General features: G+C 53.9%; 27 protein-coding genes and 1 riboswitch. Of the genes, 13 read left to right on the top strand and 14 right to left on the bottom strand.

Going from position 1 to position 24,875, the window contains the following annotated elements; all coding sequences use genetic code 11:
• The first annotated feature begins 62 nt into the window (after positions 1–62).
• Positions 63–1,001: a hypothetical protein gene (locus C162_RS11215; RefSeq protein WP_036694398.1), complete on the top strand. Its 939-nt coding sequence runs from the start codon at positions 63–65 to the stop codon at positions 999–1,001.
• A 98-nt stretch (positions 1,002–1,099) separates the two neighbouring features.
• On the opposite strand, the gene C162_RS11210 is transcribed toward C162_RS11215, so the two are convergent.
• Positions 1,100–3,001, bottom strand: coding sequence for an ABC transporter ATP-binding protein (locus tag C162_RS11210; protein ID WP_084648892.1), 1,902 nt, complete (start codon positions 2,999–3,001; stop codon positions 1,100–1,102).
• Between the two features lie 105 nt (positions 3,002–3,106).
• On the opposite strand from C162_RS11210, the gene C162_RS11205 reads away from it, so the two are divergent.
• A complete protein-coding gene (locus C162_RS11205) occupies positions 3,107–3,667 on the top strand; it encodes a GNAT family N-acetyltransferase (protein ID WP_036694396.1) in 561 nt (186 codons plus the stop codon).
• Between the two features lie 155 nt (positions 3,668–3,822).
• Here C162_RS11205 and thiE read toward each other — a convergent pair whose 3' ends face one another.
• The 7 genes from thiE to C162_RS34305 all read right to left on the bottom strand — a co-directional run bounded on the left by thiE (position 3,823) and on the right by C162_RS34305 (position 9,729).
• Positions 3,823–4,482 carry a thiamine phosphate synthase gene (gene thiE, locus C162_RS11200; RefSeq protein ID WP_036694395.1) on the bottom strand — a complete coding sequence of 220 codons (660 nt, stop codon included), beginning with the start codon at positions 4,480–4,482 and terminating at the stop codon, positions 3,823–3,825.
• A complete protein-coding gene (gene thiD, locus C162_RS11195; RefSeq protein ID WP_036694393.1) occupies positions 4,479–5,306 on the bottom strand; it encodes a bifunctional hydroxymethylpyrimidine kinase/phosphomethylpyrimidine kinase in 828 nt (275 codons plus the stop codon). Before thiD ends, thiE begins: the two co-directional genes overlap by 4 nt.
• Before the next feature lie 27 nt (positions 5,307–5,333).
• On the bottom strand, positions 5,334–6,131 hold the full coding sequence (gene thiM / locus C162_RS11190) for a hydroxyethylthiazole kinase (RefSeq protein ID WP_036694392.1): 798 nt from the start codon (positions 6,129–6,131) through the stop codon (positions 5,334–5,336).
• 24 nt (positions 6,132–6,155) lie between these two features.
• Positions 6,156–7,247, bottom strand: coding sequence for an ABC transporter substrate-binding protein (locus C162_RS11185; RefSeq protein ID WP_051493398.1), 1,092 nt, complete (start codon positions 7,245–7,247; stop codon positions 6,156–6,158).
• Positions 7,244–8,020, bottom strand: coding sequence for an ABC transporter permease (locus C162_RS11180; RefSeq protein ID WP_036694391.1), 777 nt, complete (start codon positions 8,018–8,020; stop codon positions 7,244–7,246). The genes C162_RS11185 and C162_RS11180 overlap by 4 nt, the downstream gene beginning before the upstream one ends.
• Positions 8,001–8,771, bottom strand: coding sequence for an ABC transporter ATP-binding protein (locus C162_RS11175; RefSeq protein ID WP_036694390.1), 771 nt, complete (start codon positions 8,769–8,771; stop codon positions 8,001–8,003). The genes C162_RS11180 and C162_RS11175 overlap by 20 nt, the downstream gene beginning before the upstream one ends.
• Positions 8,772–8,903: 132 nt before the next feature.
• Positions 8,904–9,006, bottom strand: a riboswitch (TPP riboswitch).
• Positions 9,007–9,072: 66 nt separating this feature from the next.
• Complete coding sequence (locus C162_RS34305; RefSeq protein WP_051493397.1) at positions 9,073–9,729, bottom strand: TetR/AcrR family transcriptional regulator; 657 nt, start codon at positions 9,727–9,729, stop codon at positions 9,073–9,075.
• A 182-nt stretch (positions 9,730–9,911) separates the two neighbouring features.
• Between C162_RS34305 and C162_RS11165 the strand changes: the two genes are divergently transcribed.
• From C162_RS11165 to C162_RS11150, 4 genes are all read left to right on the top strand, one after another.
• Positions 9,912–11,432: a DHA2 family efflux MFS transporter permease subunit gene (locus C162_RS11165; protein WP_051493396.1), complete on the top strand. Its 1,521-nt coding sequence runs from the start codon at positions 9,912–9,914 to the stop codon at positions 11,430–11,432.
• A gap of 269 nt (positions 11,433–11,701) precedes the next feature.
• Positions 11,702–12,556, top strand: coding sequence for an amino acid ABC transporter substrate-binding protein (locus C162_RS11160; protein ID WP_036694389.1), 855 nt, complete (start codon positions 11,702–11,704; stop codon positions 12,554–12,556).
• Positions 12,556–13,224, top strand: coding sequence for an amino acid ABC transporter permease (locus tag C162_RS11155; RefSeq protein ID WP_036694388.1), 669 nt, complete (start codon positions 12,556–12,558; stop codon positions 13,222–13,224). Before C162_RS11160 ends, C162_RS11155 begins: the two co-directional genes overlap by 1 nt.
• Positions 13,225–13,242: 18 nt before the next feature.
• On the top strand, positions 13,243–14,001 hold the full coding sequence (locus tag C162_RS11150; RefSeq protein ID WP_036694386.1) for an amino acid ABC transporter ATP-binding protein: 759 nt from the start codon (positions 13,243–13,245) through the stop codon (positions 13,999–14,001).
• Here the strand turns inward: C162_RS11150 and C162_RS11145 are convergent.
• From C162_RS11145 to C162_RS11130, 4 genes are all read right to left on the bottom strand, one after another.
• Positions 13,994–14,638 carry a hypothetical protein gene (locus C162_RS11145; protein ID WP_036694385.1) on the bottom strand — a complete coding sequence of 215 codons (645 nt, stop codon included), beginning with the start codon at positions 14,636–14,638 and terminating at the stop codon, positions 13,994–13,996. The two genes, C162_RS11150 and C162_RS11145, sit on opposite strands and share 8 nt — an antisense overlap.
• Before the next feature lie 27 nt (positions 14,639–14,665).
• Positions 14,666–15,130, bottom strand: coding sequence for an RNA polymerase sigma factor (locus tag C162_RS11140; RefSeq protein WP_051493395.1), 465 nt, complete (start codon positions 15,128–15,130; stop codon positions 14,666–14,668).
• A gap of 173 nt (positions 15,131–15,303) precedes the next feature.
• A complete protein-coding gene (locus C162_RS11135) occupies positions 15,304–15,978 on the bottom strand; it encodes an S-layer homology domain-containing protein (protein ID WP_036694383.1) in 675 nt (224 codons plus the stop codon).
• A gap of 85 nt (positions 15,979–16,063) precedes the next feature.
• Positions 16,064–16,639: a hypothetical protein gene (locus C162_RS11130; RefSeq protein WP_036694381.1), complete on the bottom strand. Its 576-nt coding sequence runs from the start codon at positions 16,637–16,639 to the stop codon at positions 16,064–16,066.
• 300 nt (positions 16,640–16,939) lie between these two features.
• Between C162_RS11130 and fur the strand changes: the two genes are divergently transcribed.
• Positions 16,940–17,413 (top strand): ferric iron uptake transcriptional regulator, encoded by a 474-nt coding sequence (gene fur / locus C162_RS11125; RefSeq protein WP_036694380.1) that lies wholly within the window; start codon positions 16,940–16,942, stop codon positions 17,411–17,413.
• A gap of 180 nt (positions 17,414–17,593) precedes the next feature.
• Here the strand turns inward: fur and C162_RS11120 are convergent, their stop codons facing one another.
• Positions 17,594–18,274: a TIGR00266 family protein gene (locus C162_RS11120; protein WP_036694379.1), complete on the bottom strand. Its 681-nt coding sequence runs from the start codon at positions 18,272–18,274 to the stop codon at positions 17,594–17,596.
• A gap of 238 nt (positions 18,275–18,512) precedes the next feature.
• Here C162_RS11120 and C162_RS11115 point away from each other — a divergent pair, with 238 nt between their 5' ends.
• Positions 18,513–18,728 (top strand): hypothetical protein, encoded by a 216-nt coding sequence (locus tag C162_RS11115; RefSeq protein WP_036694378.1) that lies wholly within the window; start codon positions 18,513–18,515, stop codon positions 18,726–18,728.
• A gap of 3 nt (positions 18,729–18,731) precedes the next feature.
• On the opposite strand, the gene C162_RS11110 is transcribed toward C162_RS11115, so the two are convergent.
• Complete coding sequence (locus C162_RS11110; RefSeq protein WP_036694376.1) at positions 18,732–19,550, bottom strand: helix-turn-helix domain-containing protein; 819 nt, start codon at positions 19,548–19,550, stop codon at positions 18,732–18,734.
• Positions 19,551–19,863: 313 nt separating this feature from the next.
• On the opposite strand from C162_RS11110, the gene C162_RS11105 reads away from it, so the two are divergent.
• Genes C162_RS11105 through C162_RS11085 form a run of 5 tightly spaced genes read left to right on the top strand, consistent with a single transcriptional unit; the run spans position 19,864 to position 24,824 of the window.
• The gene (locus C162_RS11105; protein ID WP_036694374.1) at positions 19,864–20,631 is read left to right on the top strand and encodes a sugar phosphate isomerase/epimerase family protein; all 768 of its coding nucleotides are present in this window, start codon (positions 19,864–19,866) and stop codon (positions 20,629–20,631) included.
• The gene (locus C162_RS11100; protein WP_036694372.1) at positions 20,624–21,721 is read left to right on the top strand and encodes a Gfo/Idh/MocA family protein; all 1,098 of its coding nucleotides are present in this window, start codon (positions 20,624–20,626) and stop codon (positions 21,719–21,721) included. Before C162_RS11105 ends, C162_RS11100 begins: the two co-directional genes overlap by 8 nt.
• 48 nt (positions 21,722–21,769) lie before the next feature.
• Entirely contained in the window at positions 21,770–22,840 is a 1,071-nt protein-coding gene (locus tag C162_RS11095) for a Gfo/Idh/MocA family protein (protein WP_036694370.1), read from the top strand.
• Positions 22,841–22,880: 40 nt separating this feature from the next.
• On the top strand, positions 22,881–23,849 hold the full coding sequence (locus C162_RS11090; RefSeq protein WP_036694368.1) for a sugar phosphate isomerase/epimerase family protein: 969 nt from the start codon (positions 22,881–22,883) through the stop codon (positions 23,847–23,849).
• A 3-nt stretch (positions 23,850–23,852) separates the two neighbouring features.
• Positions 23,853–24,824 carry a phosphotransferase family protein gene (locus tag C162_RS11085; RefSeq protein ID WP_051493394.1) on the top strand — a complete coding sequence of 324 codons (972 nt, stop codon included), beginning with the start codon at positions 23,853–23,855 and terminating at the stop codon, positions 24,822–24,824.
• Positions 24,825–24,875 lie beyond the last annotated feature (51 nt).

Here is a 24,875-nt window from a genome sequence, read left to right as displayed (position 1 = left end):
TTGCTCTGCGATGGGCATATTAGGAAGCCATGCTACCACGACACGACATTTAGGAGGATCACATGCGGATTATAAGCTTATTGATAGCCTTAGCAATTATAGCGGGTTGCTCAAGAACAGGGGGTGGCGGATCAGTAGAACCGTCCGCAGCGCCAGCCGCTTCCCCGGCAGCGGATCTCTCGGCAGTACCTGGAGGGCATCAGGAGGAAGACACGGCTGACGCAGCGCTGGCGGAAGTGTCACCTGAGATAGCGGATGAGTATTCGGGCTTCGTACATATGGATGCGGTTCAGTTGAACGGGCAAATTTTTCAGGTATATTACTGGAACAAGGGAGAGTTCAACTATACACAGTTCGCCATCGTCAAGGAGGGCAAAATGGTCTTTGACAGCAAGAAGGCCGGGCTTACCCTGGAAGGCGGCGACATTTGGAATGAGGAGGAGCAGCTCTGGGCCGAAGCGGTTGTGCAGAACAACCGGAATACCTTCTTGTTCAGTCTGATGGATAACCGTCCTGCTTACGCGTCTATTGTGGTCGAAGAGATCGACGGAACAATGCAGGTAACGGTTAACGATCTGTTCAGCGTGAATTATGAGGATGTGGATCAGGATGGAAGTGAGGATCTGCTGGCCAGCCCTTATCCGGGGCAATCTCCTCTGGGTCCGGCGCTGATGGGCATCTATCAGCTGGAAGGGACGAATTATGTGCCAGATAAGCTGCTTACCAAGCAATACGCGGTCGATCAGCTTCAGCTCAGTGAGCAGGAGTATAAAAACAATCCGTCCGAGCAGACATTAGAGCAGCTGCTGAACGCCTACCTGATTCTCGGGCGGCGCAGTGTCGCGCTGACGCGGTTCGAAGAGTTCCATGAGTGGGCCGGACAGCTTCCCGGTTACGGCGGCTATGTGGATGAATACCAACGGCTGCTGCAGAGCACGGAGACCGCTGAACAAATCAGCGGCTGGATGGACAAGCTGAAGCCGCTGCGTACTACGCGATAGGCCACACTGATCGCGGGCAAGAAGAGAAGGGATTCCGGGGGGCAGGTGATGCTGCTCCAGGAATCCCTTTTTCATGAGCTACGACCGCGCCTGCTGGCTTATGAATCTTCCCGCTGAAACTGCTTGTTGTACAAATCCCGGTATACCCCATTCTCTGCCAGCAGGGAAGCGTGCTGCCCCGACTCCATAATCCTGCCGTCCTGAACAACCAGAATATTGTCGGCTGCCATGATGGTGGAGAGACGGTGGGCGATGACCATGCTGGTCTTGCCGCGCAGCAGTTCATGCATCGCTTGCTGGATGTAATATTCCGATACCGTGTCCAGCGACGAGGTGGCTTCGTCCATGATGATAATGGGCGGATTCTTGAGCAGTACGCGCGCGATGGACATCCGCTGTTTCTCACCGCCCGACAGCTTAATACCCCGATTGCCGACGACCGTGTTGTAGCCCTCAGGCAGCTTCAGAATGAAATCATGAATATAAGCGGCTTCGCAGGCGGCCGTCAGCTCGGCTTCCGTGGCTTCAGCGTTAGCATAGAGCAGATTCTCACGGATCGTTCCATTGAACAGATATGTGTCCTGGGTGACGAGGCCTATCTGCGAGCGAAGCGAATGCAGCGTGAACTCGCGGATGTCCTTGCCGCCGATACGGATCATACCCGAATCCAGCTCATAGAGCCGGGGAATCAGGTTGGTAATGGTAGTTTTGCCTGCTCCGCTGGGTCCGACCAGGGCAGTCAGTGATCCGGCGGCTGCCGTGAAGGAGATCCCGCTCAGTGCGGGCTTATCCGGGGCGTAAGCGAAATTCACCTGCTCGAAGACGATGTCTTGTCCCTCTACGCGGCTTGGAAGAGCCAGCTTAGCATCCACAATCAGCGGGTCCATATCGAAATAGTCAAAAATCCGTTCAAACAGCGCCACCGAACGGTTCACATCCACATAGAGATTGGTCATCTGCATAACCGGAATATACAATCTGCTCAGCAGTGCCACAAAGGTGATAATTGCTCCGACACTCAGCTCTCCCTGGATGAATAAATATCCACCGTACAGATAAATCATCATTGGCCCGATACTGGTGAAGGTGGTAAGGACCAGCATGAACCAGCGGCCGGCCATGGATTCGCGGATTTGCAGCCGTGTTGCCTGGGCATTTACTGTCCGGAAGCTTGCCAGTGCGGTGTCCTCTCTGGTGAACAGCTTCATAAGCATGTACCCGCTGAGGCTGAGTGTCTCCTCAATGATCTGATTCTGCTCCGAGATCTTCTCCTGCGTCTCTTTGGCCAGCTTCCAGCGCACATTGCCCATTTTGCGGGTGGGTATGATGAATAAGGGAATGACCAGGATACCTAGCAGCGCAAGCTTCCAGTTCATGATGAACAAGGTTGCCGCCGTGGAGATCAGAATGAACAGATTGCTGGCACAATTGACGATGGTGCTGTTGAACACGCCTTGAATCCCAGCAATGTCACTGGTCATCCGGGTGATGACCTCGCCTTGCTTAACACCTGAGTAGAACTGCAGCGGCATGCTCTGCAGATGGCGGTACATCTGGTTTTTCATATCATGGACAATATTCTGGGAGATAAAAGAGTTCAAATAATTCTGCAGCACACCCAGCAATCCTGACACTACCGTTGTAGCCAGCGAGGCGGCAACGAGCAGAAAGAGCAGCTGCAGATTCTTGTCCGGTAGCGCCCGGTCAATGATCTGCTGAATCAGGATAGGAGGGAGCAGCCCCAGCACTGCGGATATGCACAATACAGTCATCACCAGCAGAGTCTGCTTCCAGTACGGGGCGAAATACTTGACGATGCGTAATAGCAGCGCTTTGGATATATCCGGCTTTGCCTCCTCCTCATCGAACTTTAATTTGCCATGCCCGAAGCCTCCTCCGGGTCCTATGGCTCTGAAGCCTCTCGACAATAGGGTCACCAGCTTTGCTTGAATTTTAGGGATACTATATATGTAAAAATAATCCTGTAATATGTCTGTCATGGGCATTATACGCCTGGATTTTCCGGATGTAAATGCTAAACTGGATAGGTTGGAATGAACTGGAGAACTAAAAGGCAGCCCTAAGATTGAGAGGAGAGGGACAGAATGATTATAGATGCACAGGAATATGAAAACAAAGGACTCCGCTACACGGTGAGATCAGCCGTGCTGCAGGATGCCCCGCAGTTGTCCGCGCTGAGACTGACGGTCGACGGGGAGACGGAGAATTTAGACCGGGTTCAGGGGGAAGCATTCATCGACCCGGAGGGCTTCCGGTCGCTTATAGCGGCGGATACGGCCAGCGGCACGAACCTGTTTCTGGTTGCCGGGGTTCAGGACAGGCTGGCGGGCTTCGCCAGATGTGAAGGAAGTCCGCTGCGCAGGCTGGCCCATCAGGCCGAGTTCGGAGTCGGAGTGCTCCAGGAGTTCTGGGGATACGGCATCGGCCGGAGCCTGCTGGAGCAGTCTATCAACTGGGCGGATTCTATGAGACTGGAGAAGCTGAGCTTGAAGGTTCTGGAGAGGAATGACAAGGCGATCCGGCTCTATGAGAGCCTGGGCTTCGAGGTCGAAGGTGTCCTGCGCAGAGACAAGCGGCTGGCCGATGGACAATTCTATTCTACAATTGTTATGGGCAGATTACGCGGGGATAGAGGGGGAGCGTAAGCCAAATGTAATCGGAAAACCGATCATAATTGGACTGGGCGCGCCACATAAGCCAGATGTAATCGGAAAACCGATCATAATTGGACTGGGCGTGCCACGTAAGCCAGATGTAATCGGAAAACCGATCATAATTGGACTGGGCGCCTGGTTTAAAATTAAGGAGCAGCGACGAGCTGCGCGAATCTCCGCGTGGTCTCGTGTATATCCTCAGCTCCGGCAATGGCCGAGATGATGGAGATTCCATCCGCACCAGCCCGGATGACCGGCGGAGCATTCTCCAGGGTGATGCCGCTGATGCCCACCACGGGAATGGTCAGGCCGCTTCGTCTTAGCTCTTCAATGACAGTAGTTCCCCGGACGGCCTGGGCATCATCCTTGGAAGTAGTAGGATAGACAGGTCCGACTCCGAGATAATCGGCTCCGTCCGCGATGGCCTGCCGGGCTTCCGTTAGATTATGCGCGGAGACTCCGATGATCTTATGCTCACCGAGCTGCTCACGGATCAGCCGGGCAGGCAGGTCATCCTGGCCGACATGAATACCATCGGCATTAAGCGCTGCGGCAAGCTCCAGATCATCATTCACGATGAACGGGATGTTATAGGCCCGGCATATCTGCCGGAGTTGTTGGCCTAGACGGAGCAGAGCGGCACCTTTAAGCGCAGAGGGACCCTTTTCCCGAAACTGGAACAGAGTAATGCCCCCATCGGCAGCAGCTGTTAAAGTGTCCTCCGGCGAGCGGCGGCAGTTCACACTGCCCATAATGAAGTACAGCTTCAGCAGTCTGCGCATATCCTCGCTGTCAATCCGTGTCATAACGTTATCCCCCTTGATCTCATCCTGTTCCCGTAAGCAAAATGATTCGTCGGCCCCTGCCCGGCCCCGATGTTCAGGCTATCCTCAATCGCCGCTTGAATAAAGGCCTTGGCGGTCTGGACAGCTTCTGGCATGGAGTGGCCCAGCGCAAGACCTGCCGTCACCGCAGCTGAGAAGGTGCAGCCGGTTCCATGAGTATGCCTCGTCGCAATCCGCGGGCTGGACATATACTGGAATTCCCGTCCGTCATAGAGCAGATCCACCGCCTCATCTCCTGACGGGTCATGTCCGCCTTTCAAGATAATATACTCAGGTCCCATCTGATGCAGCAGTCTTGCTGCTTTCTCCCGGTCTTCCCGGCCGTGAATCTTCATTCCCGTCAGCATCTCTGCTTCAGGAAGATTGGGGGTGATGGCAAGCGAGAGAGGAAGCAGGCTTGTAATTAGCGCCTTCACTGCCTCCTGGAGCAGCAGCTGTGAGCCGCCCTTGGCAATCATGACCGGATCGATCACCAGCTTCTGCTGCCAGCCGTACTGCTGCACTTTACTGGCAACGACGCGGATAATGTCACTGCTGAACAGCATCCCTGTCTTAATCGCATCCGGCGGCAGATCACTGCCGATCGAATCCAGCTGGGCTGCAACGGTCTCCGGCTCCATCGGATAGACTCCCTGGACACCTAGTGTATTCTGGGCGGTGAGTGCAGTAAGTGCAGACATGCCGTACACTCCCAGCTCCTGAAAAGTCTTCAAATCCGCCTGAATCCCGGCCCCGCCGCCGCTGTCGGAGCCGGCAATGGTCAACGCTTTGCGTATGCTAGTCATCTTGTTCTCTCCTTTGCGGTGTGCGTTTTAGGCTTCGAGCAGCTTCAGCCGTGAGCGGCTGCTGTATTGCTCCGGGGTCACCAGTGACAATTGATTCAGGAACAAGGTCTGGAAGCTGCCGGGACCTTGGGCTTCAGCCTCCTCAGCAGCAAGCTCTGCTGCCACGCCGTAGAAGGAGAGGGCCTCGGCAGCCGCCTTAAGTACCTCCCCGCCGCTTACGGCAAGGAATGCACCCACCACAGCACTTAGCAGACAGCCGGTTCCGGTTACCCGGGTCAGGATGGAGTGCCCGTTGCTGGCAATGTAAGTGCGCTTTCCGTCCGTAATGATGTCTTCCTTGCCGGTGATAATCACGACGCAGTTCAGCTTCTGCGCCGCTTTAACGGCTAGAGCGACTACATCGCCTTCGCCTGCTCCGGCATCCACGCCTTTGCTTGCCCAGCTCTCCCCGGCCACATTGGCAACCTCGGCCACATTGCCGCGCAGCGCAGTAAGCTGAAGCTCACTCAGCAGCTTAGCCGTAACGTCCGTGCGGTAGGCGGTAGCCCCGGCTCCAACGGGATCAAGCACTAGCGGCACATGGTGACTGTTCGCAGCCTTTCCAGCCTCGATCATGGAAGCAATGGCGGCTTCATTCAGTGTGCCGATGTTCAGTACAACCGCCCCGGACATGGCGGCTACATCCGCTACTTCTTCAATGGCATCGGCCATGAACGGCGAGGCTCCCAGAGCCAGCAGCCCGTTCGCTGTGAAGTTAGCGACTACGATATTCGTGATATTATGCACCAGCGGGTTCGACTGGCGTACTTTGGACAGATAAGACATATGAATTCCTCCTGAAGGTATAATTTAGAAATTAATAAAAGCATTCTTAACATCCACTTCCTGCGCCAGCAGTCCGTTCTCGCTCAGCCATTGGTTAACTTTCTCCCATGTAGCCTCATCCTGATAGCCGAAGGGCTGGGAGTCAGCATCCATCAGTGGCAGCAGGATCTCCAGACTGCGCTGTTCAATCGCTTCATCCAGCGTCGCGGTGTCCTCCTGATGGGCAAGCAGCAGCTTCAGTGCTTCATCCGGGTGATCGGCTACATACTGCTGGCCTTTTCTGATGGCATCCACGAATTTCTGATAAAAGCCCTGCGAATCCTGCAGTCCCTGCTCACTGGCGGCCAGTACCAGCTCATAATAATCCGGGACCCCGTAATCTACGGGATTGAAGGAGCGGACCGGATGGCCTTGCTGCTCCAGAATCAGCTGCTCATGATTGATGAACCCGCCCATAATTCCATCCACCCGTCCGGTGGAGAGAGCAGGAATCAGATCAAAGCCGACATCCACCAGCTTGAGGGATGAAGGGTCCCCGCCGTCGCTTTTCACCATCGTCTTCAGCATCGCTTCATATAACGGAACGGAGGAATATCCGGCTTGCTTGCCTGACAGCTCTCCCGGGCGGGTAATGCCGCTGTCTGCGGATACCATGAGATGATTCAGCGGGTGGCGCACCAGCGCAGCGATCGACTTGACTGGAATCTGCTCGCCCCGTGCCATCAGCACCTGCGGCTGATAACTGAGTGCCAGATCTACCTTCCCCGCAGCAACAAGCTTCAGCGCATCATTGGTATCGGCCGGCATCTGAATCTCAACCTCAAGGCCCTCCTCCGCGAAATAACCTTCAGCCTCTGCCGCATACAAAAAGGAGTGGACAGCATTGGGATACCAGTCGAGCATAATCGTCAGCTTATGGGCTGCGCCTTCAGCTCCAGTCCCGGCCCCAGCCTCAGAAGTGGCAGTAGTACCAGTTGAAGAGCCGGAGGCCGCGGGACTATTCGTATTGGCGCAGCCTGCCAGTACAGGCAGCATACAGAGGAGCAATGCGGACAGCAGCATGGCTGGCCTTGAAATTGCATTGTGCAGATAACGGGTATAGCGGATAGTAGTCATGAATAACGTCCTCTTTTCTTCAAAATAATCTTCTCCAGCGCGGCGACTGCCAGAAACAGCAGGATACCGAGTACGGATAATAAGACAACAGCAGCGAACATCTTGGCGCTCTGCAGATTCCCTGCCATTCTGCGGCTGAAATAGCCCAGCCCTTGGCTGCCCCCAAGCCATTCCCCAATCGTTGCACCGATCACACAGTACACAGCCGACAGCTTCAGTCCGGAGAAAAAAGAAGGCAAGGCCAGCGGAACGCCCACCTTCCCGAGAATCTGCCAACGGTTCGCGCCGTACGTAAGCAGCAGCTCCCGGTAGGCGTCCGTGTTCTTAGACAAGCCGTCATAGGTGCCGATGACCACCGGGAAGAAAGCGGTCAGGAAGACAACGGCGACCTTGCTCCACAAGGTGTAGCCGAACCACATGATGAACAGAGGCGAGAGGGCGATCAGCGGAACCGTCTGGCTGATAATCAGCAGCGGGTACAGCGCCTTGGCCAGCGGACTGAACAGGTGCATGGCGATGCCCAGCAGGCTGCCGCAGACCACAGAAATTGCGAAGCCTGTGAGCACCTCAAGCAGTGTAGCAGGCAGATGTACCGCGAATAACAAGCGGCGTTCCTCCAGCACAGCCATGCAGATCGCAGACGGAGCCGGAAGGATGAAGGGAGGAACCAGGCCCAGCCGGGCTACTGACTCCCAGACCGCAAACGCCAGCAGGGCGAGCAGGGCCGCCGGACCGTAATGCTGGAGCAATCTTCTAAGAGCGGCGGTTCTCATATAACTTCAGCTCCAATTCCTGGCGCAGGGCGGCGAACTGCGGTTCATAGTGCAGACTGTGATGACGCGGACGAGGGAGACCGGCTGAGAATTCCTGTATCCCGCCGTCCTCTCGGCCAGTCATTAGATAGATTCTGTCACTGAGCAAGAGCGCCTCCTCCAAGTCATGGGTGATGAATAGCACCGTCTTGTCTAGCTCCGCCCATAACTCCAGCAGCCAACGCTGCAGCGAACGCTTCGTAATGGCATCGAGCGCCCCGAACGGCTCATCGAGCAGCAGCAGGTCATTCCCGGCCGCCACAGTGCGGAGGACCGCCACACGTTGGCGCATCCCGCCGGACAGCTCCTGCGGATAAGCCCCTTCGGTCTCGTCAAGGCCGAAACGGTGTAGCAGGGTACGGATCTCGGCAATAGCGGCTGCTTTGGGACGGCTGCGCTTAAGCTCCCAGGGCAACAGACAATTGTCCAATACGGTGCGCCAAGGCAGGAGGAGATCCTGCTGCGGCATGTAGGCCACGCTACCCAGTCTTTTCGCTGCTGTTGCTGAATCAGCTCCGTTAAGCGTGATCCTGCCGCTGCCCGGCTCCAGCAGACCGGCGATGATTTTGAACAAAGTGCTTTTGCCGCATCCGCTTCCGCCTACGATAGAAATGAATTCGCCGCGCTTCACATCCATGGATAGCCCTGAGAATACGGGTGTCCGGGACGAACCGGTCCCGAAGACATAGGACAGATTGCTAATATTGATCATAAGACTATGTACGAAGCCTCCTTGGAATTGGTATAGATACTGTACGGAGCACAAAAAAGCCCCATTCATTCCCGGAGGCAATGAATGGGGCGGAAGGTACAGTCAGCTGAGGCCCTGTGACGGGAACCACTGATACATTCTGCTCCACTTCCCTCCGCTGGTATGATCCAGATCAGGTTCAAAGGGTCCGGAGCTTAAGCTCCGTCTCAGTCGGCCGACTCCCCTAGTGAATAATGTTGCTATTGAATTCGTAATTGCTACTTAATATACCACAAATTCCCCTCTTGTAAAGGGCAGGCGGTCAGCGCTTCGCCAGACCGGTCACGAACAAAGTGACGATGCCTCGGGAGATGTCCAGCTTGGAGGCGTGGTGCCGCTTCTGCTCATACAGGTACAGATCGGGACTGAGGACAGAGATTAGGGCTGTGGCTGCAAAGGCCGGATCAATGTCAATAATCTCACCACCTGCCGCAGCGCGCTCTAGCAGCTCTGTCATCATCACCCCCAGCCGCTGAAAAAAAGGATGCTCAAACTGGGTCAGCTGCTTCTTGCCGGTGAACTCGGCTTTGATCATATTCAACAGCTCGGCATATTGTTCAATGAAATCGGCAATCTGCTCAATGCTGCTCTGCAGCTGAGCGAGCGCCGGGGCTTCACCGGCACTGGCAGCGACCTGCTGCTCCAGCCCGGACAGGAATTGATCTGCGCTGCCCTTCAGCAGGGCAGAACAGATCTCACCCTTGTCCGTAAAACGGCGGTACAGGGAGCCTTGCCCTATGCCTGCCCGCTTGGCAATGCTGTACATGCTGACCGCCTCGAGTCCGCTCTCGGTGAACAACTGGCGGGCAGCTTCAAGAATCCGCTGGACATAAGGATCGGCGGACACGGGCGGAGCGGATTCTATGGCTTGCGGAGCTGACGGATGGAGCTGCGCAGCATCGGTGTCTGGCTTGTTCATGAGAACCCCTTTCAGAAATAAATCAGTGATTTACAGAAAAATAAATAAAAGAATTGACACCACGGACAATTGTCCGTAGACTATGAATTGCACTAACGGACAGTTGTCCGTTCACTCATTATATAGAACAATCTGCCCGCAGGTCAATGTAGAACGCGGACAGCTTTAGGAGGAGAAGAGACATGGATCAGACCTTGAAGCAGGAAGCCGATTTCCGGCTGTCCAGTATTCTGGTTCCGCTGCTGGCTATTATTGCAGGAGTATTTATGGTTGTGCTGGACAGTACGGCGATGAATGTAACTTTGTCCAGGCTGGTGGTGGATTTCAAGACGGATCTGCATACGCTGCAGTGGGTAGTTACCGGATATATGCTGGCTCAAGCTTCAGTTATTCCGCTGTCAGGCTGGCTGTCTGACCGGTTCGGAGCCAAGACAGTCTTCCTGACGGCGGTTATTGTGTTCACGATAGGCTCGATTCTGTGCGCTACACCAAGCAGCGCCGAATGGCTGATTGTTTTCCGGGTCATTCAGGGACTGGGCGGCGGCTGTGTGCTCCCTGTCGGGATGGCCTATGTGTACAGACTGGCTCCCAAAAGCAAGGTTGGCGTAGTCATGGGCATTATGGGCATTCCCGTCCTGTTCGCACCGGCTATTGGTCCGGTATTGTCGGGCTGGCTGGTTGAATATCATTCCTGGCGCTGGATCTTCCTCATTAATATTCCGATTGGCATCATTGCTGTGCTGATTGGCCTGCGCAAGCTGCCGAATGCTGCGAAGAACAGCGTGCCCGGCATGGATAAGCTAGGTATGGTTCTTGGCCCGCTGGCCTTTGCTTCGTTAACCTACGGGGTTAGCCAGGGCGCGCAGAGCTGGACCTCTGAGAAAACGCTGATCGGATTGCTGCTGGGCGCTGTGGCGCTAATCGCTTTTATCATCGCAGAGCTGCGCTCCAAGACACCGCTGCTGGAGCTGCGGATTCTGAAATCCGTAGATTTCACGACAGGAATCATCGTGCAGTGGATTGCCCAATTCGGCTTATATGGCGCGTTATTCCTGCTCCCGCAATTTCTGCAGCAGGCCCGCGGCTTCGGCGCATTTGATACCGGTCTGACGCTGCTGCCGCAAGCGATCGCTTCCGGGCTGATGATGCCGATTGCCGGGATACTGTTCGACCGGATCGGTGTGCGCTGGCTTGTGGTCTGCGGTCTCAGTCTGGTCTCCGGCGCGTTATTCCAGTATTCGCATGTAGATCTTACCACACAGAGCCGGGACCTGATCCTTCCGCTGATCATGTGCGGGGCAGGAATGGGCATGATGATGATGCCAATGAACACGCATCTGCTCAATAAGGCACCCAGCCATCTGGTGAACCGGGTAACCTCGCTGACGAACTCGATGCAGCAGGTAATTACTTCGCTGGCCGTCTCGACGCTGGTTACGATTCTGACCGCAAGAACAACTGCGCGCGGCATAGAGATGCAGGAAGCGGCGGCAGCTGCCGGGAAAAGTACCGCAGGCGCTTCACAGCAAGCGTTGCTGCTGGCTAAGCAAACCGTATTATCGCAGGGCTTCGCAGATACGTTCCACATTATGATGTTTGTCGCGCTTGGCGGTGCGGTCCTTGGACTGCTGCTGCGCCGGGGCCGCCATTCCGGAACTGAACGTTCTAAGGAACAGGCAGCACCAGAAATCATGCACGTATAGTAATGCCCATATAGAAGCAGAGCTTATGTAGTCCATAGAGCAGCGATTCTCCTTTTCTCGGAGAGTCGCTTTTTGTATTGATTTCTCTTCTGGATATCCTGATGCAGGAACAGAAATTGGGGCAAGCTAAGCTATTGAAAATCAATACAATACAAATCCGATGAATATAATCGGAAAAAGTTGTTGACGCAGGTAACACCCCGGTGTTACGATTCTTTTTGCCGGTAAACACGGTGCTTGCAGAGAAGATACGAGAGGGGATTCATCGAATGAAAAAACTAAGTCTAACTATTATGCTGCTCCTGACCATGGTCACGGCTGCGGCTTGCGGAAGCAACAATACGGACAAGACAGCAACGGGCGGCAATACCGGGGCTGAACCCACATCTGCTGCTACAGAGGGTGCAGCTTCCGGGGAGCAGAACAGCCTTGAGGCCGTCAAAGCCAGCGGCAAGCTGCGCATCGGAACCGAAGGAACCTATGCACCGTTCACCTTCCATGATGCAGACGGCAAGCTGACGGGCTTCGATGTCGAGATCGCCGAAGAAGTGACCAAGCGCCTGGGTGTGAAGCCGGAGTTCATCGAGACACAGTGGGACGGGATTTTTGCCGGGATGGATGCGAAGCGCTTCGATGTGATCTTCAATGAAGTCTCCATTACCGATGAGCGTAAAGTGAAATATGATTTCTCCGATCCGTATATTGTCTCCAAGGCTGTGCTGATCGTCCCCGAGGATAATCAGGATATTAAGACCTTCGCTGATCTCAAGGGTAAAAAAGCCGGCCAGTCGCTCACCAGCAACCTCGGCAAAATCGCCACAGACAACGGTGCTGAGATCGTATCCACCGAGGGCTTCAATCAGGCGATTGATCTGCTGACCTCCGGCCGGATCGATGCTACCGTCAATGACGGCTTGTCCTACCTCGACCTGAAGAAGCAGAAGCCGGATATCAAGATCAAGAAGGTGGATGAGATTGCCGAAGGCTCGCATAGTGCCGCAGTCTTCCTGAAAGGGAATGACGAGCTGGTGCAGGCGGTGAACGAAGCGCTGACCGCTATGAAGAGCGACGGAACCTACCTTAAGATCTCCGAGAAGTATTTTGGCGCTGACGTATCGAAATGATGGATGACCGCCAAATACAAATATTTCTCGATTCACTGCTGCCTCTGTTCAAAGCGGGGGTGGCTTTTACCCTTCCGCTTGCGGTAGTATCCTTTATTCTTGGGCTGCTGCTGGCGGTGGTTACTGCACTTGCCCGGCTGTCCTCCTTGAGGCTTCCGAGACTGATTGCCCGTTTCTATGTCTGGGTGATCCGGGGAACGCCGCTGCTGGTGCAGCTGTTCATTATTTTCTATGGACTGCCCGCCGCCGGGATTGTGCTTGATCCGTTCATCGCCGCTGTCATCGGGTTCACGCTAAGTGTCGGGGCCTATTCCTCGGAGATTGTACGGGCTGCTATTCTGTCTATCCACAAGGGCCAGTGGGAGGCCGCGTTCTCTGTGGGAATGAGCCGGAAGCAGGCTCTGCGACGGGTGATCTTGCCTCAAGCTGCCCGTGTATCGGTTCCTCCGTTATCGAATTCTTTTATTAGCCTGGTTAAGGATACCTCGCTTGCGGCCAGTATTACTTATGTCGAGATTTTTAGAAAAGCCCAGCAGATTGTGGCGACATCCTATGAACCCCTGCTGCTATATTGCGAAGCGGCATTGTTCTATCTGCTGTTCTGCTCCGTATTGTCGGCGCTGCAGAATTATTTGGAGAAGCGGCTGGACCGGTATTCGGCCAGTTAAGGTTAAGGAGGCACAGGCATGATTGAAATACGCGATTTACATAAGTCTTTCGGGCCGCTGGAAGTGCTAAAAGGTGTGGATATCACCGTTGAACACGGCCAGGTAATGGTCATCATCGGACCTTCCGGCTCCGGTAAAACCACACTGCTGCGCTGCTTCAACCTGCTGGAGACCCCCGACAAGGGCAGTCTTATGCTGAACACGATTAAGCTGGATTTCACCCCGGGCGCCAAAATTCCACAGCGTACCGTACTGTCCCTGCGCCAGCAGACAGGAATGGTATTCCAGTCTTATAATCTGTTCCCGCATATGACGGCGATCGGCAATGTGATGGAGGGACAGGTCACGGTGCAAAAGCGTTCTAAGGAAGAAGCGCGCAGCAAAGCGCTGGCCCTGCTGGACAAGGTGGGTCTGGCAGACAAGGCAGATGCGTATCCGCATCAGCTGTCCGGCGGCCAACAGCAGCGTGTAGCGATAGCCCGCGCCATGGCGGCCTCGCCGGAGGTGCTGCTATTCGATGAGCCGACCTCGGCGCTTGACCCTGAGCTGGTCGGCGAGGTGCTGAAGGTTATCAAGCAGCTGGCCCGGGAAGGAATGACAATGGTCATCGTCACCCATGAGATGAAATTCGCGGCCGATGTGGCCGACCGGATCATCCTGATGGACAACGGAGTTATTCTGGAGCAGGGAACCCCCCAGGAAGTATTGGAGCAGACGAAGAACCCGCGCGCCCTGCAATTCCTTAACCGGTTGAGCGGGTCAAATTCCCTCATTTAGAAACTAATTTGCCTGTGTATGTGATGTGATCTTGTGAATGGACCTGGATCGAGCTGCTGCCCAGCTTGGTGCTACCCTTGAAGGCTGTAATCTCCAGACTGCTGTCAGAGACAGTGTATTGAATGGATTTATCAGTTGGAGGAGACCAGTAGACCGTATCCCCGGGCTTAACAATGGCTTTGGTGTTCGAAAGGATCACCTTTCCGTCGGCCGGATTCCACAACAGCAGCTGGCCCTCAGTGGCCCGTACCTCAATGGTATCTGCACCTTCAGCAGCAAGCTTGATCGGGAAGCCGGGCACACTGCTCATATATAACGAGTACTGGCCGAGCGGAAGTTCGACACCCGGCTGAACCACTACCGGGACGCCGTCTGCTGCATAAGCTGTCACCATGAACCCGCTGTAAGGGGGAGAAGGGGTGGCAGGATCACCGCTGTTCACAAGGAGCGGTCCTAGGGTGGCGATTAAAAGGATGATCACACAGGAGAGCACAGTGGTCGTTATTTTTCTGCGAAATGTCCAAGCTGAGGTCTTTGACGTACCGGAATGAATTGTAGCGCTGCGGATAATGGATTGTTTAAAAGCTTCGTCAGCCTTGATACCGTCCATCCCGTTCACATACTTATCCTTCATCATGGTCGAAATCCTCCATTATCTTAGTCTTCAGCAGCTCCTTAGCCCGCTTAAGCTGAGTGCGGACCGTATTCTCATTATGCCCAGGAGCTGCGCAATTTCTGCTGTTTTGTAGCCCTCATAATAATAGAGATGTATGACGATCCGATATTTTCGGGGAAGCATCAGCACATAGGATAGGATTTCCAGATCTTCTGCCGGTTCAATAGGAAGAGGCACTTCTTCATAGGAGCGGAACCATTTCCGCCACGGGCTGCGGATGACATCCCTGCACGTATTAATTGTTACTCTTATGAACCATGCCTTCTCATGCTCCAGGCTGTTAAAGATACGCTGGTGCTTGAAAAACTTGATGTATACCTCCTGGCACACATCCTGAGCATCCGCCAGATTACCGAAATGAGCAAGGGCTAAGCGCAGGATCATATCGGTATATTGGTTGACTGTAGTTGTTAAGCTGTCAGGTTCATTCATAAGGTTGTCGTTATTCCCCATCATCCGCCTCCATTCACTACTAACACGTATGGTAAAGGGAGAATGTTTCATCTCACAATAAGCCTACGTATTTCCTGGCAAAAAAACAAGGCTGCCCCTAGCCGTAACGGCTTCCGGGACGGCCTTTTATCTATCATACGCGGGGGAACGGTATGAACAACTCCAACTTTCCTTTAATTCTGTGTGCCGCCATCGCTAACGGACTTCAGATAGTCCAGCGTGTTGTACAGCATAACTGCTGCTTCAGCGCGGGTAATCGTGCTCTTCGGATTGAACTTGCCGCTGGCATCGAGGGCAGTGATCTTGTATTTCAGCGCCCGCTGAATGCTGCCCTGGTAGGAAGGGTCCAGCGCGTCTGCGTCTGCAAGCGTAGCAGGGACGAGATTGATCATCGGCAGGTTACCGGCCTTCTCCACAGCTTGAACCAGCATACTGGTATACAACTCTTTAGAAATCGGCTTTGCCGGATCGATATTGGCCGGGATATTCACACCATTATAGTGCGCATTGATGAAGGCTTCCGCGTACCAGGCATTGTCCTTTACTTTGGAGAAAATAGCACTGGCCTGGGGAGCCTTATTGAAATCAATTGCGGCCAGGCTAAGCTGCAGACCACCGGAGATGAACTGTACACCTTGTGCAGTCGATACTATGGCTCCGGGAAGAAACTGTGTGTCTGATATTCCTTTGATTCGCCCTTGCTCCTTTAGTGTATCTATTTTATTCTTGCCGCTTATACTGCCGATATCCTTGAAGCTGCTGCCTGCTGCAAACATCTGCCCGGCCAGCGATAAGGAGAGAAGGGTGGCTGCGGTTATAGCTGCGATAGTGTATTTTCTCATAAACATCTGAATTCCACCTCTATTATAGGTTGGGCCGCTTGGCCTGTATCAACTCCCTTGACGGCATAAGGTTAGAAAAGGTTGCAGCGCTCTACATCATTTCCTGAAACAGCAGATTGCGGTAGGGGTACCGGCTGAATCTGGTCTTGAACAGCAGCGCGATTCCGCTTTCTTCAATCGTTACAGATTTCAGTGACGTTGTTCTCACCAGACTGCGGACCATCGCCCTTACCGCCCGGTTATCCTTACGCCGGATGGCGGCAGCCATAGCTTCAGCGAAGCTCCGGTTAACCGCAAGCTCGCGGTACAGCGGGAGGATGGAACGCGCTATGCAGCGGTGAGCGTCTGTATTGAAGGTGAACTGAACGGTTCCAGGCGGAATCGTCGTTCCATTGGTATAGAAGGCAACCGGCAGCGGAAAAGGGAAAGAGATAAAATATCCGATCCCGTTCGTTCCGTAATTCTCCGCGTCAGCAAGTGTGGGGATACTGTGGAGCAAGCTGCCCATCAAGTCCAGGTCGGCAGTGACAACCGCGGTTGTCCATTGCCTGGCATAACTGCGGTTTCCGGCAATTTTCCGGTAGAACGGCAGCATGGCCGCAGCTACGCTGCGCAGTACACGGGCTGTTACAAGCCGCTGCGTCTGCTTAGGTTGTACTTTCGCCATCCGGATCATCCTCACTTTTAAAATATAATAATTTATATGTTGCACACGATTAATTATCCTATAAGTTTCATGTGATCTTGATATAGAGTATGGGGATAGCGCGCACTTCGGAATGGGCGGACCCGGTTTCGGCAGAAATATTATCTATGCGTGGAGCGGCAGAAGGGGACTATTGCGGTCAAGTGATGTTATACTGGTGTCAGGACTTTTCTTTGACGGGCAAGTTTGTTATGCTTATATCGTAACGATTACTAATTATTCTGCGGGAATTGTTCTGCTTCCGGAAAGGTGGGAACCCGGGTGAACCGAGTGGCAAATATCAGCCAGCAGTTTGCGGCTCATAATTATAAGCTTACACCACAGCGTGAGGCGATAGTGAGAGTGCTGCTGGATAATGAGAAGGATCATCTAAGCGTGGAAGAGGTATACATGCTGGTCAAGCGCAGTTACCCGCATTTGGGGCTGGCGACGGTCTACCGTACCTTGGAGCTGCTGTGTGAACTTCATATTGTGCAAAAAATGAATTTCGGCGACGGCGTCGCCCGTTATGATCTGCGCGACGACGACCATATGCATATGCATCATCACCTGATCTGCAATGTATGCGGTAAGCTGGAAGAGATCAAGGATGATTGGCTGGTGGAGCTGGAGGCGCGGGTAGCCCGCGAATATGGCTTCAGTGTGACCGATCACCGTCTCGATTTCAAAGGCACCTATAATAGTTGTCAAAAGAACGGCTGCAAGGGCGACAAGGACTGCCGTGCCGTCTCATAAGCACATCTGCAGCACGCAGAAGGCGCAGGGCTGAAGTTCAGCCTGCGCCTTCTTGCAAATATAAGAAGTTATATGTTTCACACGATAACTTATCCTTCTATTTCTCGCTGAACGGTGCCGTCCCTAAAAGGACGGCATAGCGTTTCCACTTGTGTATGCGTAATCTGCGAAATGCCGCTGCTAGGAGCGGTTCGGCACGAAGGATTTGATCCAGGTTCCGAAGCTGCCGGGATTGCGGGTCTGAACCAGGATCACCCCTTCGCCGCGGAACCGGCAGACCAGGGCCTCGCCGCTGGTTAAGCTGTTCAGCCAGCCGGAGGCTGCTTTTTCCACCTTGTAATTCATATAGTCCGGCCAAGCTACAAGGTGTCCGTTATCGATGATCATCTCTTCGCCCGGTCCGAGGTTAATAGCGTGAATCGCTCCGAAGGAGGAGAGGAAGACGGTGCCCCTGCCGCTGATTTCGAGAATGAAGAAGCCTTCGCCGGAGAACAGGCCACGGGTCAGATTCTGCATCTTGGTATTGACCTGAATGCCTTGGGTTCCCGCCAGGAAGCCATCTTTCTGAACAATCAGCTTGTACGACCCGTCCAGCTCAATGGCCTGCACATCCCCGATGGAACCGGGTGAGAGCAGCACCTCACTCTGTCCGCGCGTGGCGGTCAGCTCCTGGAAGAAGAATTTCTCCCCGCTCAGCATACGGCCCAGGCCGCGCATAATTCCGCCGTCCACGGTGCCCCGCAGCTCCACGTTCGGTGACATGGCGACCATCGCCCCCATCTCCGCCTTGACGCTCTCGCCCGGCTCCAGCAGGACCTTCAGCATGGCGAAGGCGCCGTCATACAGCACATCATATTTCATATAGTACTCCTCCTCATTCTTGCGGTTATTTGTTATGATCACAGGTATGTATCTTGCTCTTCAAGGATACTGTACCAAGCCGTGCGACTGCAAGCCGGACCTAAGGAAGCGAGGGGCTGGTATGCAGTAACAAATGAATATAGTGAACAGTACCGGGCAGCAGTCAGGATATTGTGTTAAAATGAAGCGGACAGTGCAGCCGCATTGAATCTACGAACGACAAGGAGTGTTACCGCTTATGGCACGAACAAGAACGCAGAAGGCGCTGCTTAAGGCAGAGCGCTCAGGCACATGGGTTGCAGAAAGAAACCGCAGACTCAACCAGGATTACGGGGCTATCTCTCAGCATGTCAGAGTTACACCTGGCAAACGCGAGCAACTCCATAAGGTCAAACACAAGGAGCGGATCTTCCATGATGGCGCTCCTTTTGCATGCCTGGGCATAACTGCTTAATGCTTAAACCTGTGCCCTGCTATGAATACGGTACTCCTTGGGCGACATGCCGAACCGGCTGCGGAAAATCCGGTGGAAATAGGTATAGTTCGCAAATCCGCAGGTCTCGGAGACATGCTCCAGCGGCATGGGGCTGAACGTAATCTTTTCCCGGGCCATATCCAGCCGTACATCATTTACATATTTGACAATCGTGGTGCCGAAAGCTTCCTTGAATAGATGAACTGCCCGGGAGACCGAGATATCTACATGTGCAGCCACATCCTCCAGCCGGAAGGCGTAAGAGGCATGCTCTTCAACGTACTGCTTCATCCGGTAAGCCAGATAAGCCTTCGGTGAGATCGCGGGCTGATCAATCATCAGCCGGTCAATTTCCATACATAGAATCTGCAGATAACAAGAGGAGATGTCCGGTGAGGAGTCCGACAAGCGGCGCTGCTCCAGCACAAGCTGGCGGAAGAGGCCGAGAATATGATCGCTCATCGGCAGACGGAGCACCGCCGGACGCTGCTTGCGTCCCCACCATTCTTCAATCCATGGGCCGCTGCAAAAGATATGATAGTCGCCGCTCTCGATCCTTGGCTTGCCGACGGGATAGACTTCCTTGTCGATACTCAGATAGTAGGGGTCATCCGGTGCGAACAGCATGAGATCGCCGCTCTCAACGGTCGTAATGGCTCCGTTCTCCCTGGTGCGGCTGCGGCCTTCGGTCTGGAGCCGCAGCAGATAATACTGTACGCCCTCGCTGCGTGACATATGAAACGGTTTGCGGTGGAAGGAGAATCCGGCGGATAGAATGTGGCAAGCGGCAGATGTGGTCATGAGTCCCTCCTAAGTCTAATAAATGATAAGCAGATTGTTCATGTTTTAATCATATTATTCATTTTATTATATACGCTTTCATATTACCATGTACCTAAGTGAAAAACATAAAAATGATGTGGAGAAGGCCGTATTGCGGCGCTAATTGCTATATTTACAAACTCTGGAAGCAGTGGATGAAACCAATAGAACGTGACGTTCTCCAATGTTTACAGCCCGTTTGTTCAGGTGATGCATTTCAGGGAAGGCAACCGGAAGTGTGGCGGCAGCAAGAACAGGATATCTCCGGATCACATAAGGAGTGGGAATAATAATGCTTAAGGTTGGACTACAGCTGTACACACTAAGAGAAGAACTGGAACAGGATTTCGAGGGGACTATACGTAAGGTAGCCGAGCTGGGCTACAGCGGTGTGGAGTTCTTCCACTATTTCGGCCGTACGGCCGGGCAGGTGAAGGCGCTGCTTGAAGAGACAGGGCTTGTTGCTGTCGGAGCGCACCGCCCGTACGAAGCGATGCTGAATGATACAGAGCAGGAGATCACTTTCAATCTGGAGATCGGCAACCGTAATCTGATCGTGCCTTATCTGTCAGAAGAACAACGGAACTGGCCGGAGGTAGCGGCAGGTCTGCGGACCATCGGCGAGAAGTGCCAGGCTGCCGGTGCTGTTCTGTCTTATCATAATCATGATTTTGAATTCACGGAGAAGGTTGACGGCCAGCCAGCCTTTGATTATCTGTTCGAAGCGGTGCCTGCTGAGCAGCTTCAAGTGGAGATGGATACATGCTGGGTGTATTACGGCGGATATGATCCGGCAGAATATATCCGTAAGTACGCAGGACGCCTGCCGATCATCCACCTCAAGGATCTGAAGAAGAAAGAAGACGGCTCACCGGAGACCGTAGTACTCGGCGAAGGTGAAGTGGATCTGGCTGCGATCATTGAAGCAGCAGCTGCGGCTGGTGTGGAATGGGCAGTGGTAGAGCAGGACTTCTGCAGCCGCTCGCCGCTTGGTAGTGTGGCTGACAGCTTGAACTGGATCAAAACATATGAGAATCAAGGAGGAAGTATTCATGTCTAACAAACTCAAAATTGCTATTATCGGTTGCGGTGGTATCGCAAACGGCAAACATATGCCAAGCCTTGCCCGTCAGGAGGATGCCGAAATGGTGGCATTCTGTGATATCGTGGAAGAACGTGCCCAGGAGGCTGCCAAGACCTACGGCTGCGAAGGCGCTGCTGTATTTACCGATTTCCGGGAGCTGCTGGCAACGGGCGGATTCGATATCGTGCATGTCTGCACGCCGAATGACAGCCACTCCGAGATTACGGTTGCTGCACTGGAAGCCGGCAATCACGTGCTGTGTGAGAAGCCGATGGCCAAGACTACTGCACAGGCCAAGGAAATGCTGGATGCCGCCAAGCGTACAGGCAAGAAATTGTCCATCGCCTATCAGAACCGTTTCCGCGCAGACAGTGAATATCTGAAGGGGCTGTGTGAAGAAGGGGAGCTTGGCGATATCTATTACGGTAAGGCTATTGCGCTTCGCCGCCGCGCGGTTCCAACCTGGGGTGTGTTCCTGGATGAAGAGAAGCAGGGCGGAGGACCGCTGATCGATATCGGTACCCATGCGCTGGATCTGACACTCTGGCTGATGAATAACTACAAACCGCGTATGGTCGTAGGCTCTACTTTCCATAAGCTGGGCCAGAAGAAGAATGCCGCGAATGCCTTCGGTCCTTGGGACCCTGAGCAATTCAAGGTTGAAGATTCCGCCTTCGGCTTCATTACAATGGAGAACGGTGCTACAATTGTACTTGAATCCAGCTGGGCGCTGAACGTATCTGAATTCGGTGAAGCGAAGACCATGCTTGCCGGAACGGAAGGCGGAGCAGATATGAAGGACGGGCTGCGTCTGAACGGCGAACGTGCCGGCCGCCTGTATGAGACCAAGGTGGACCTGTCCTCCGGCGGTGTCGCCTTCTACAGCGGAGCTGCGGAGAATGAAGCAGACCGTGAAGCCCGTCTGTGGCTGGAAGCCGTAAGAGAAGATAAGGACCCGGTGGTTCTGCCGGAGCAGGCCTTCGTAGTTACCCAGATTCTTGAAGCAGTGTATGAATCAGCACGTACCGGACGCGCCGTATATTTCGACGGAAGTTCTGACAACTAAGAGCATCTCCGGGTCACGCGACTATTTAGAGAAACAGGAGTGGAATCCATGAGTTCAATCAAACATACTGTAGCCATCATTGGTTACGGCGGAATGGGGAGCTACCATACCCAATTAATCAAAGAGAGTGACCGGGTGGTAGTAACCGGTGCCTTCGATCTGCTGGAGAACCGGCGCACCTTGGCTGAGGAAGCAGGCTACACCGCGTATTCCAGCTATGAAGAAGTGCTGGCAGATCCGGCTGTGGACATCGTTCTGATCGCTACACCGAATGATGTCCACAAGGACATCGCCCTTCAGGCTTTTCAGGCAGGCAAGCATGTAGTCTGTGAGAAGCCGGTGGCCATGTCCTCGGCTGAATTCATCGAGATGCAGGCTGCTGCGGAGGCGGCCGGACGGGTGCTGATGGTGCACCAGAACAGACGCTGGGATGAGGACTTCCGCGTGATCAGGGAGATGTATGAGCAGGGGACGATTGGATCACTCTTTCAGATTGAATCCCGGGTGCACGGTGCCAACGGAATTCCCGGCGACTGGCGCCATGTGAAGGAGCAAGGCGGCGGGATGCTGCTGGACTGGGGCGTGCATCTGCTGGATCAGCTGTTGTTCATGATTGACAGCAAGGTGAGCAGTGTCAGCAGCAGTCTGAGCTTTGTCCTCGGCAATAACGTGGATGACGGCTTCGATGCAGTGCTGCAGTTCGAGAATGGCATCAGAGCCATCGTGGAGGTAGGGACAACCAACTTCATCACGATGCCAAGATGGTATGTGAAGGGCACCGGGGGAACCGCTATTATTGAAGACTGGTCACTGAGAGGCAGAATTGTAGCCCCCAACCACGAATCGGAAAAGATTGAACCGACACCGATCCGCGCAGGTGTAGGCTTGACCAAGACAATGGCCCCGCCTTCAGAAGGTTCAACAGTCCTTGAAGATCTGCCTGCGGCATTAGAGATGCCCTCCAGCTTCTATGATAATCTGGCCGCTGTCATCGAAGGCACGGCGGAGCCGGTTGTCAAGAATGCCGAGGTGCTTCGTGTGCTGAGACTAATTGAGGCGATCTTCGAAGCTGCAGAGCGTAATGAGACTGTTAAGAATTTCGATATCTACGGAGCTTAAGCAGGCTCCAATACGACCCTAGGAGAGGTGGAATCTGCAAATGAAACTTGGAGTATTTATGGTGTTGTTCGGCGGCCGTAAGCTGGAGGATGCACTGGATTATGTGGTCTCCAAAGGACTTAAGGCTGTTGAGATCGGTACCGGAGGGTATCCCGGGAACAGCCATTGCAATCCCAAGGAGCTGCTGGAGAATGAAGCGGCCCTTCAGGAATTCAAGCAGCAAATTGAATCCCGCGGCTTGATCATCAGCGCGCTAAGCTGCCACGGCAACCCGCTGCACCCGCAGAAGGAGCTGGCAGACAAGGATCATGAGGTGTTTGTAGACACCGTGAAGCTTGCACAGAAGCTGGGCGTCAAGGTTGTGAATACCTTCTCCGGCTGTCCGGGCGATCATGAAGGCGCGAAATATCCGAACTGGCCGGTTGCCCCATGGCCGAATGATTACCAGGAGATTCTGGCCTGGCAGTGGGAGAACAAGGTCATTCCTTATTGGACAGAGCAGGCGGCCTTCGCTACTGCACATGATGTGAAGATTGGTCTTGAGCTGCACGGAGGCTTCTCGGTACACACTCCGGCCACTCTGCTGAGATTAAGAAAAGCTGCCGGGGATGCCATTGGGGCGAACCTTGACCCGAGTCATATGTGGTGGCAGGGAATTGATCCGGTACAGGCCATTCATATTCTCGGCCGTGAAGGCGCTATCCATCACTTCCATGCGAAGGATACCGTTATTGATCCGGTGAACGTCAACAAGTATGGCCTGACGGACATGCAGTCTTATGCGAACATGCTGGACCGCGCCTGGCAGTTCCGATCCGTAGGTTACGGACACGATGTCAAGGTCTGGGCAGATATGATGAGCGCACTGCGTCTGGTAGGCTACGACTTTGTAGTCAGTATCGAGCATGAAGACGGCTTGATGTCGATTGAAGAGGGCTTCTCCAAAGCGGTTGACAATCTCAAGCAGGTGCTGATCGAAGAGCCGCTGTCTGAGATGTGGTGGGTCTAACCGGTGGAGAGCTTCACTAAAGTCCAATTGAACGACTGGCAGCTGAGTCTATTGACTGCTGCAGCCTTTGGCACAGATGTACAGATCGTTAGCAGCAGGGAGCTGACCGGTGGATTCTTTAATACGGCCTATGATCTGGAGTTAAGCGATGGCCGCTCGGTCATTCTTAAGGTAGCTCCGGACCCGGAGACAGAGACTCTTAGCTACGAGAAGGATATCATGCGTGCTGAGGTGGAGGCTCTCCGGCTGGTACGTGCTGCTGGCGGTGTGCCTGTGCCGGAAGTGTACAGCTATGACGACAGTCTGCAGCTGGTTCCGTGTCCTTATTTTTTCATGGAGAAGATTGAAGGACAGCCGTATAACGAGGTGAAGGAGAGTCTCACCGAGGAACAACGGTATTCCATTGAATTCGAGCTGGGCCGGTACCAGCGGAGAATCAATGCGATTGAAGGGCCAGCCTTCGGGCTGTTCGGCAAAGAGCCTGACGGGAGCGGACTCACCTGGAGGGAGACCTTCAAGTCTATGCTGCTGAATGTGCTTCAGGATGCGGTCAGACTGGAGGCACGGCTACCGGCTGGTCAGCAGGAAATAGAGCAGGTGGTGGAGCTGTATCTGCCAGCCCTGGATGAAGTGACGCAGCCGCGGCTGGTACACTGGGATCTGTGGGGCGGCAACCTTTTTGTACAGGATGGGGTAATCGTATCGATTATTGACTGGGAGCGGGCGATGTGGGGCGATGTGCTGCTGGAGTATTATTTCCGGCATTTCGAGAGCTCGGCAGCGTTCTATGAAGGGTATGGGTCGGCTTTTGCCAGCCGGAATGAAATTCTGCGCAAGCAGCTATATGACCTGTATCTGGATCTGATCCTAGTGATCGAATGTTACTCACGCCAGTATAAGGATGAGAATCATATTAACTGGGTGCACGATAATCTTGCGGAATCCTGGACACGGTTCACAGCTTTGGTACTATAGCATACTCATAAGGCCGGTTCTCTTTCTGAGATCCGGCCTTAAGGCCTGTTC

The organism is Paenibacillus sp. FSL R7-269 (assembly GCF_000517865.1).
Classification (GTDB): Bacteria; Bacillota; Bacilli; order Paenibacillales; family Paenibacillaceae; genus Paenibacillus_AQ.
This window is presented reverse-complemented; position numbering and strand designations above follow the sequence as displayed.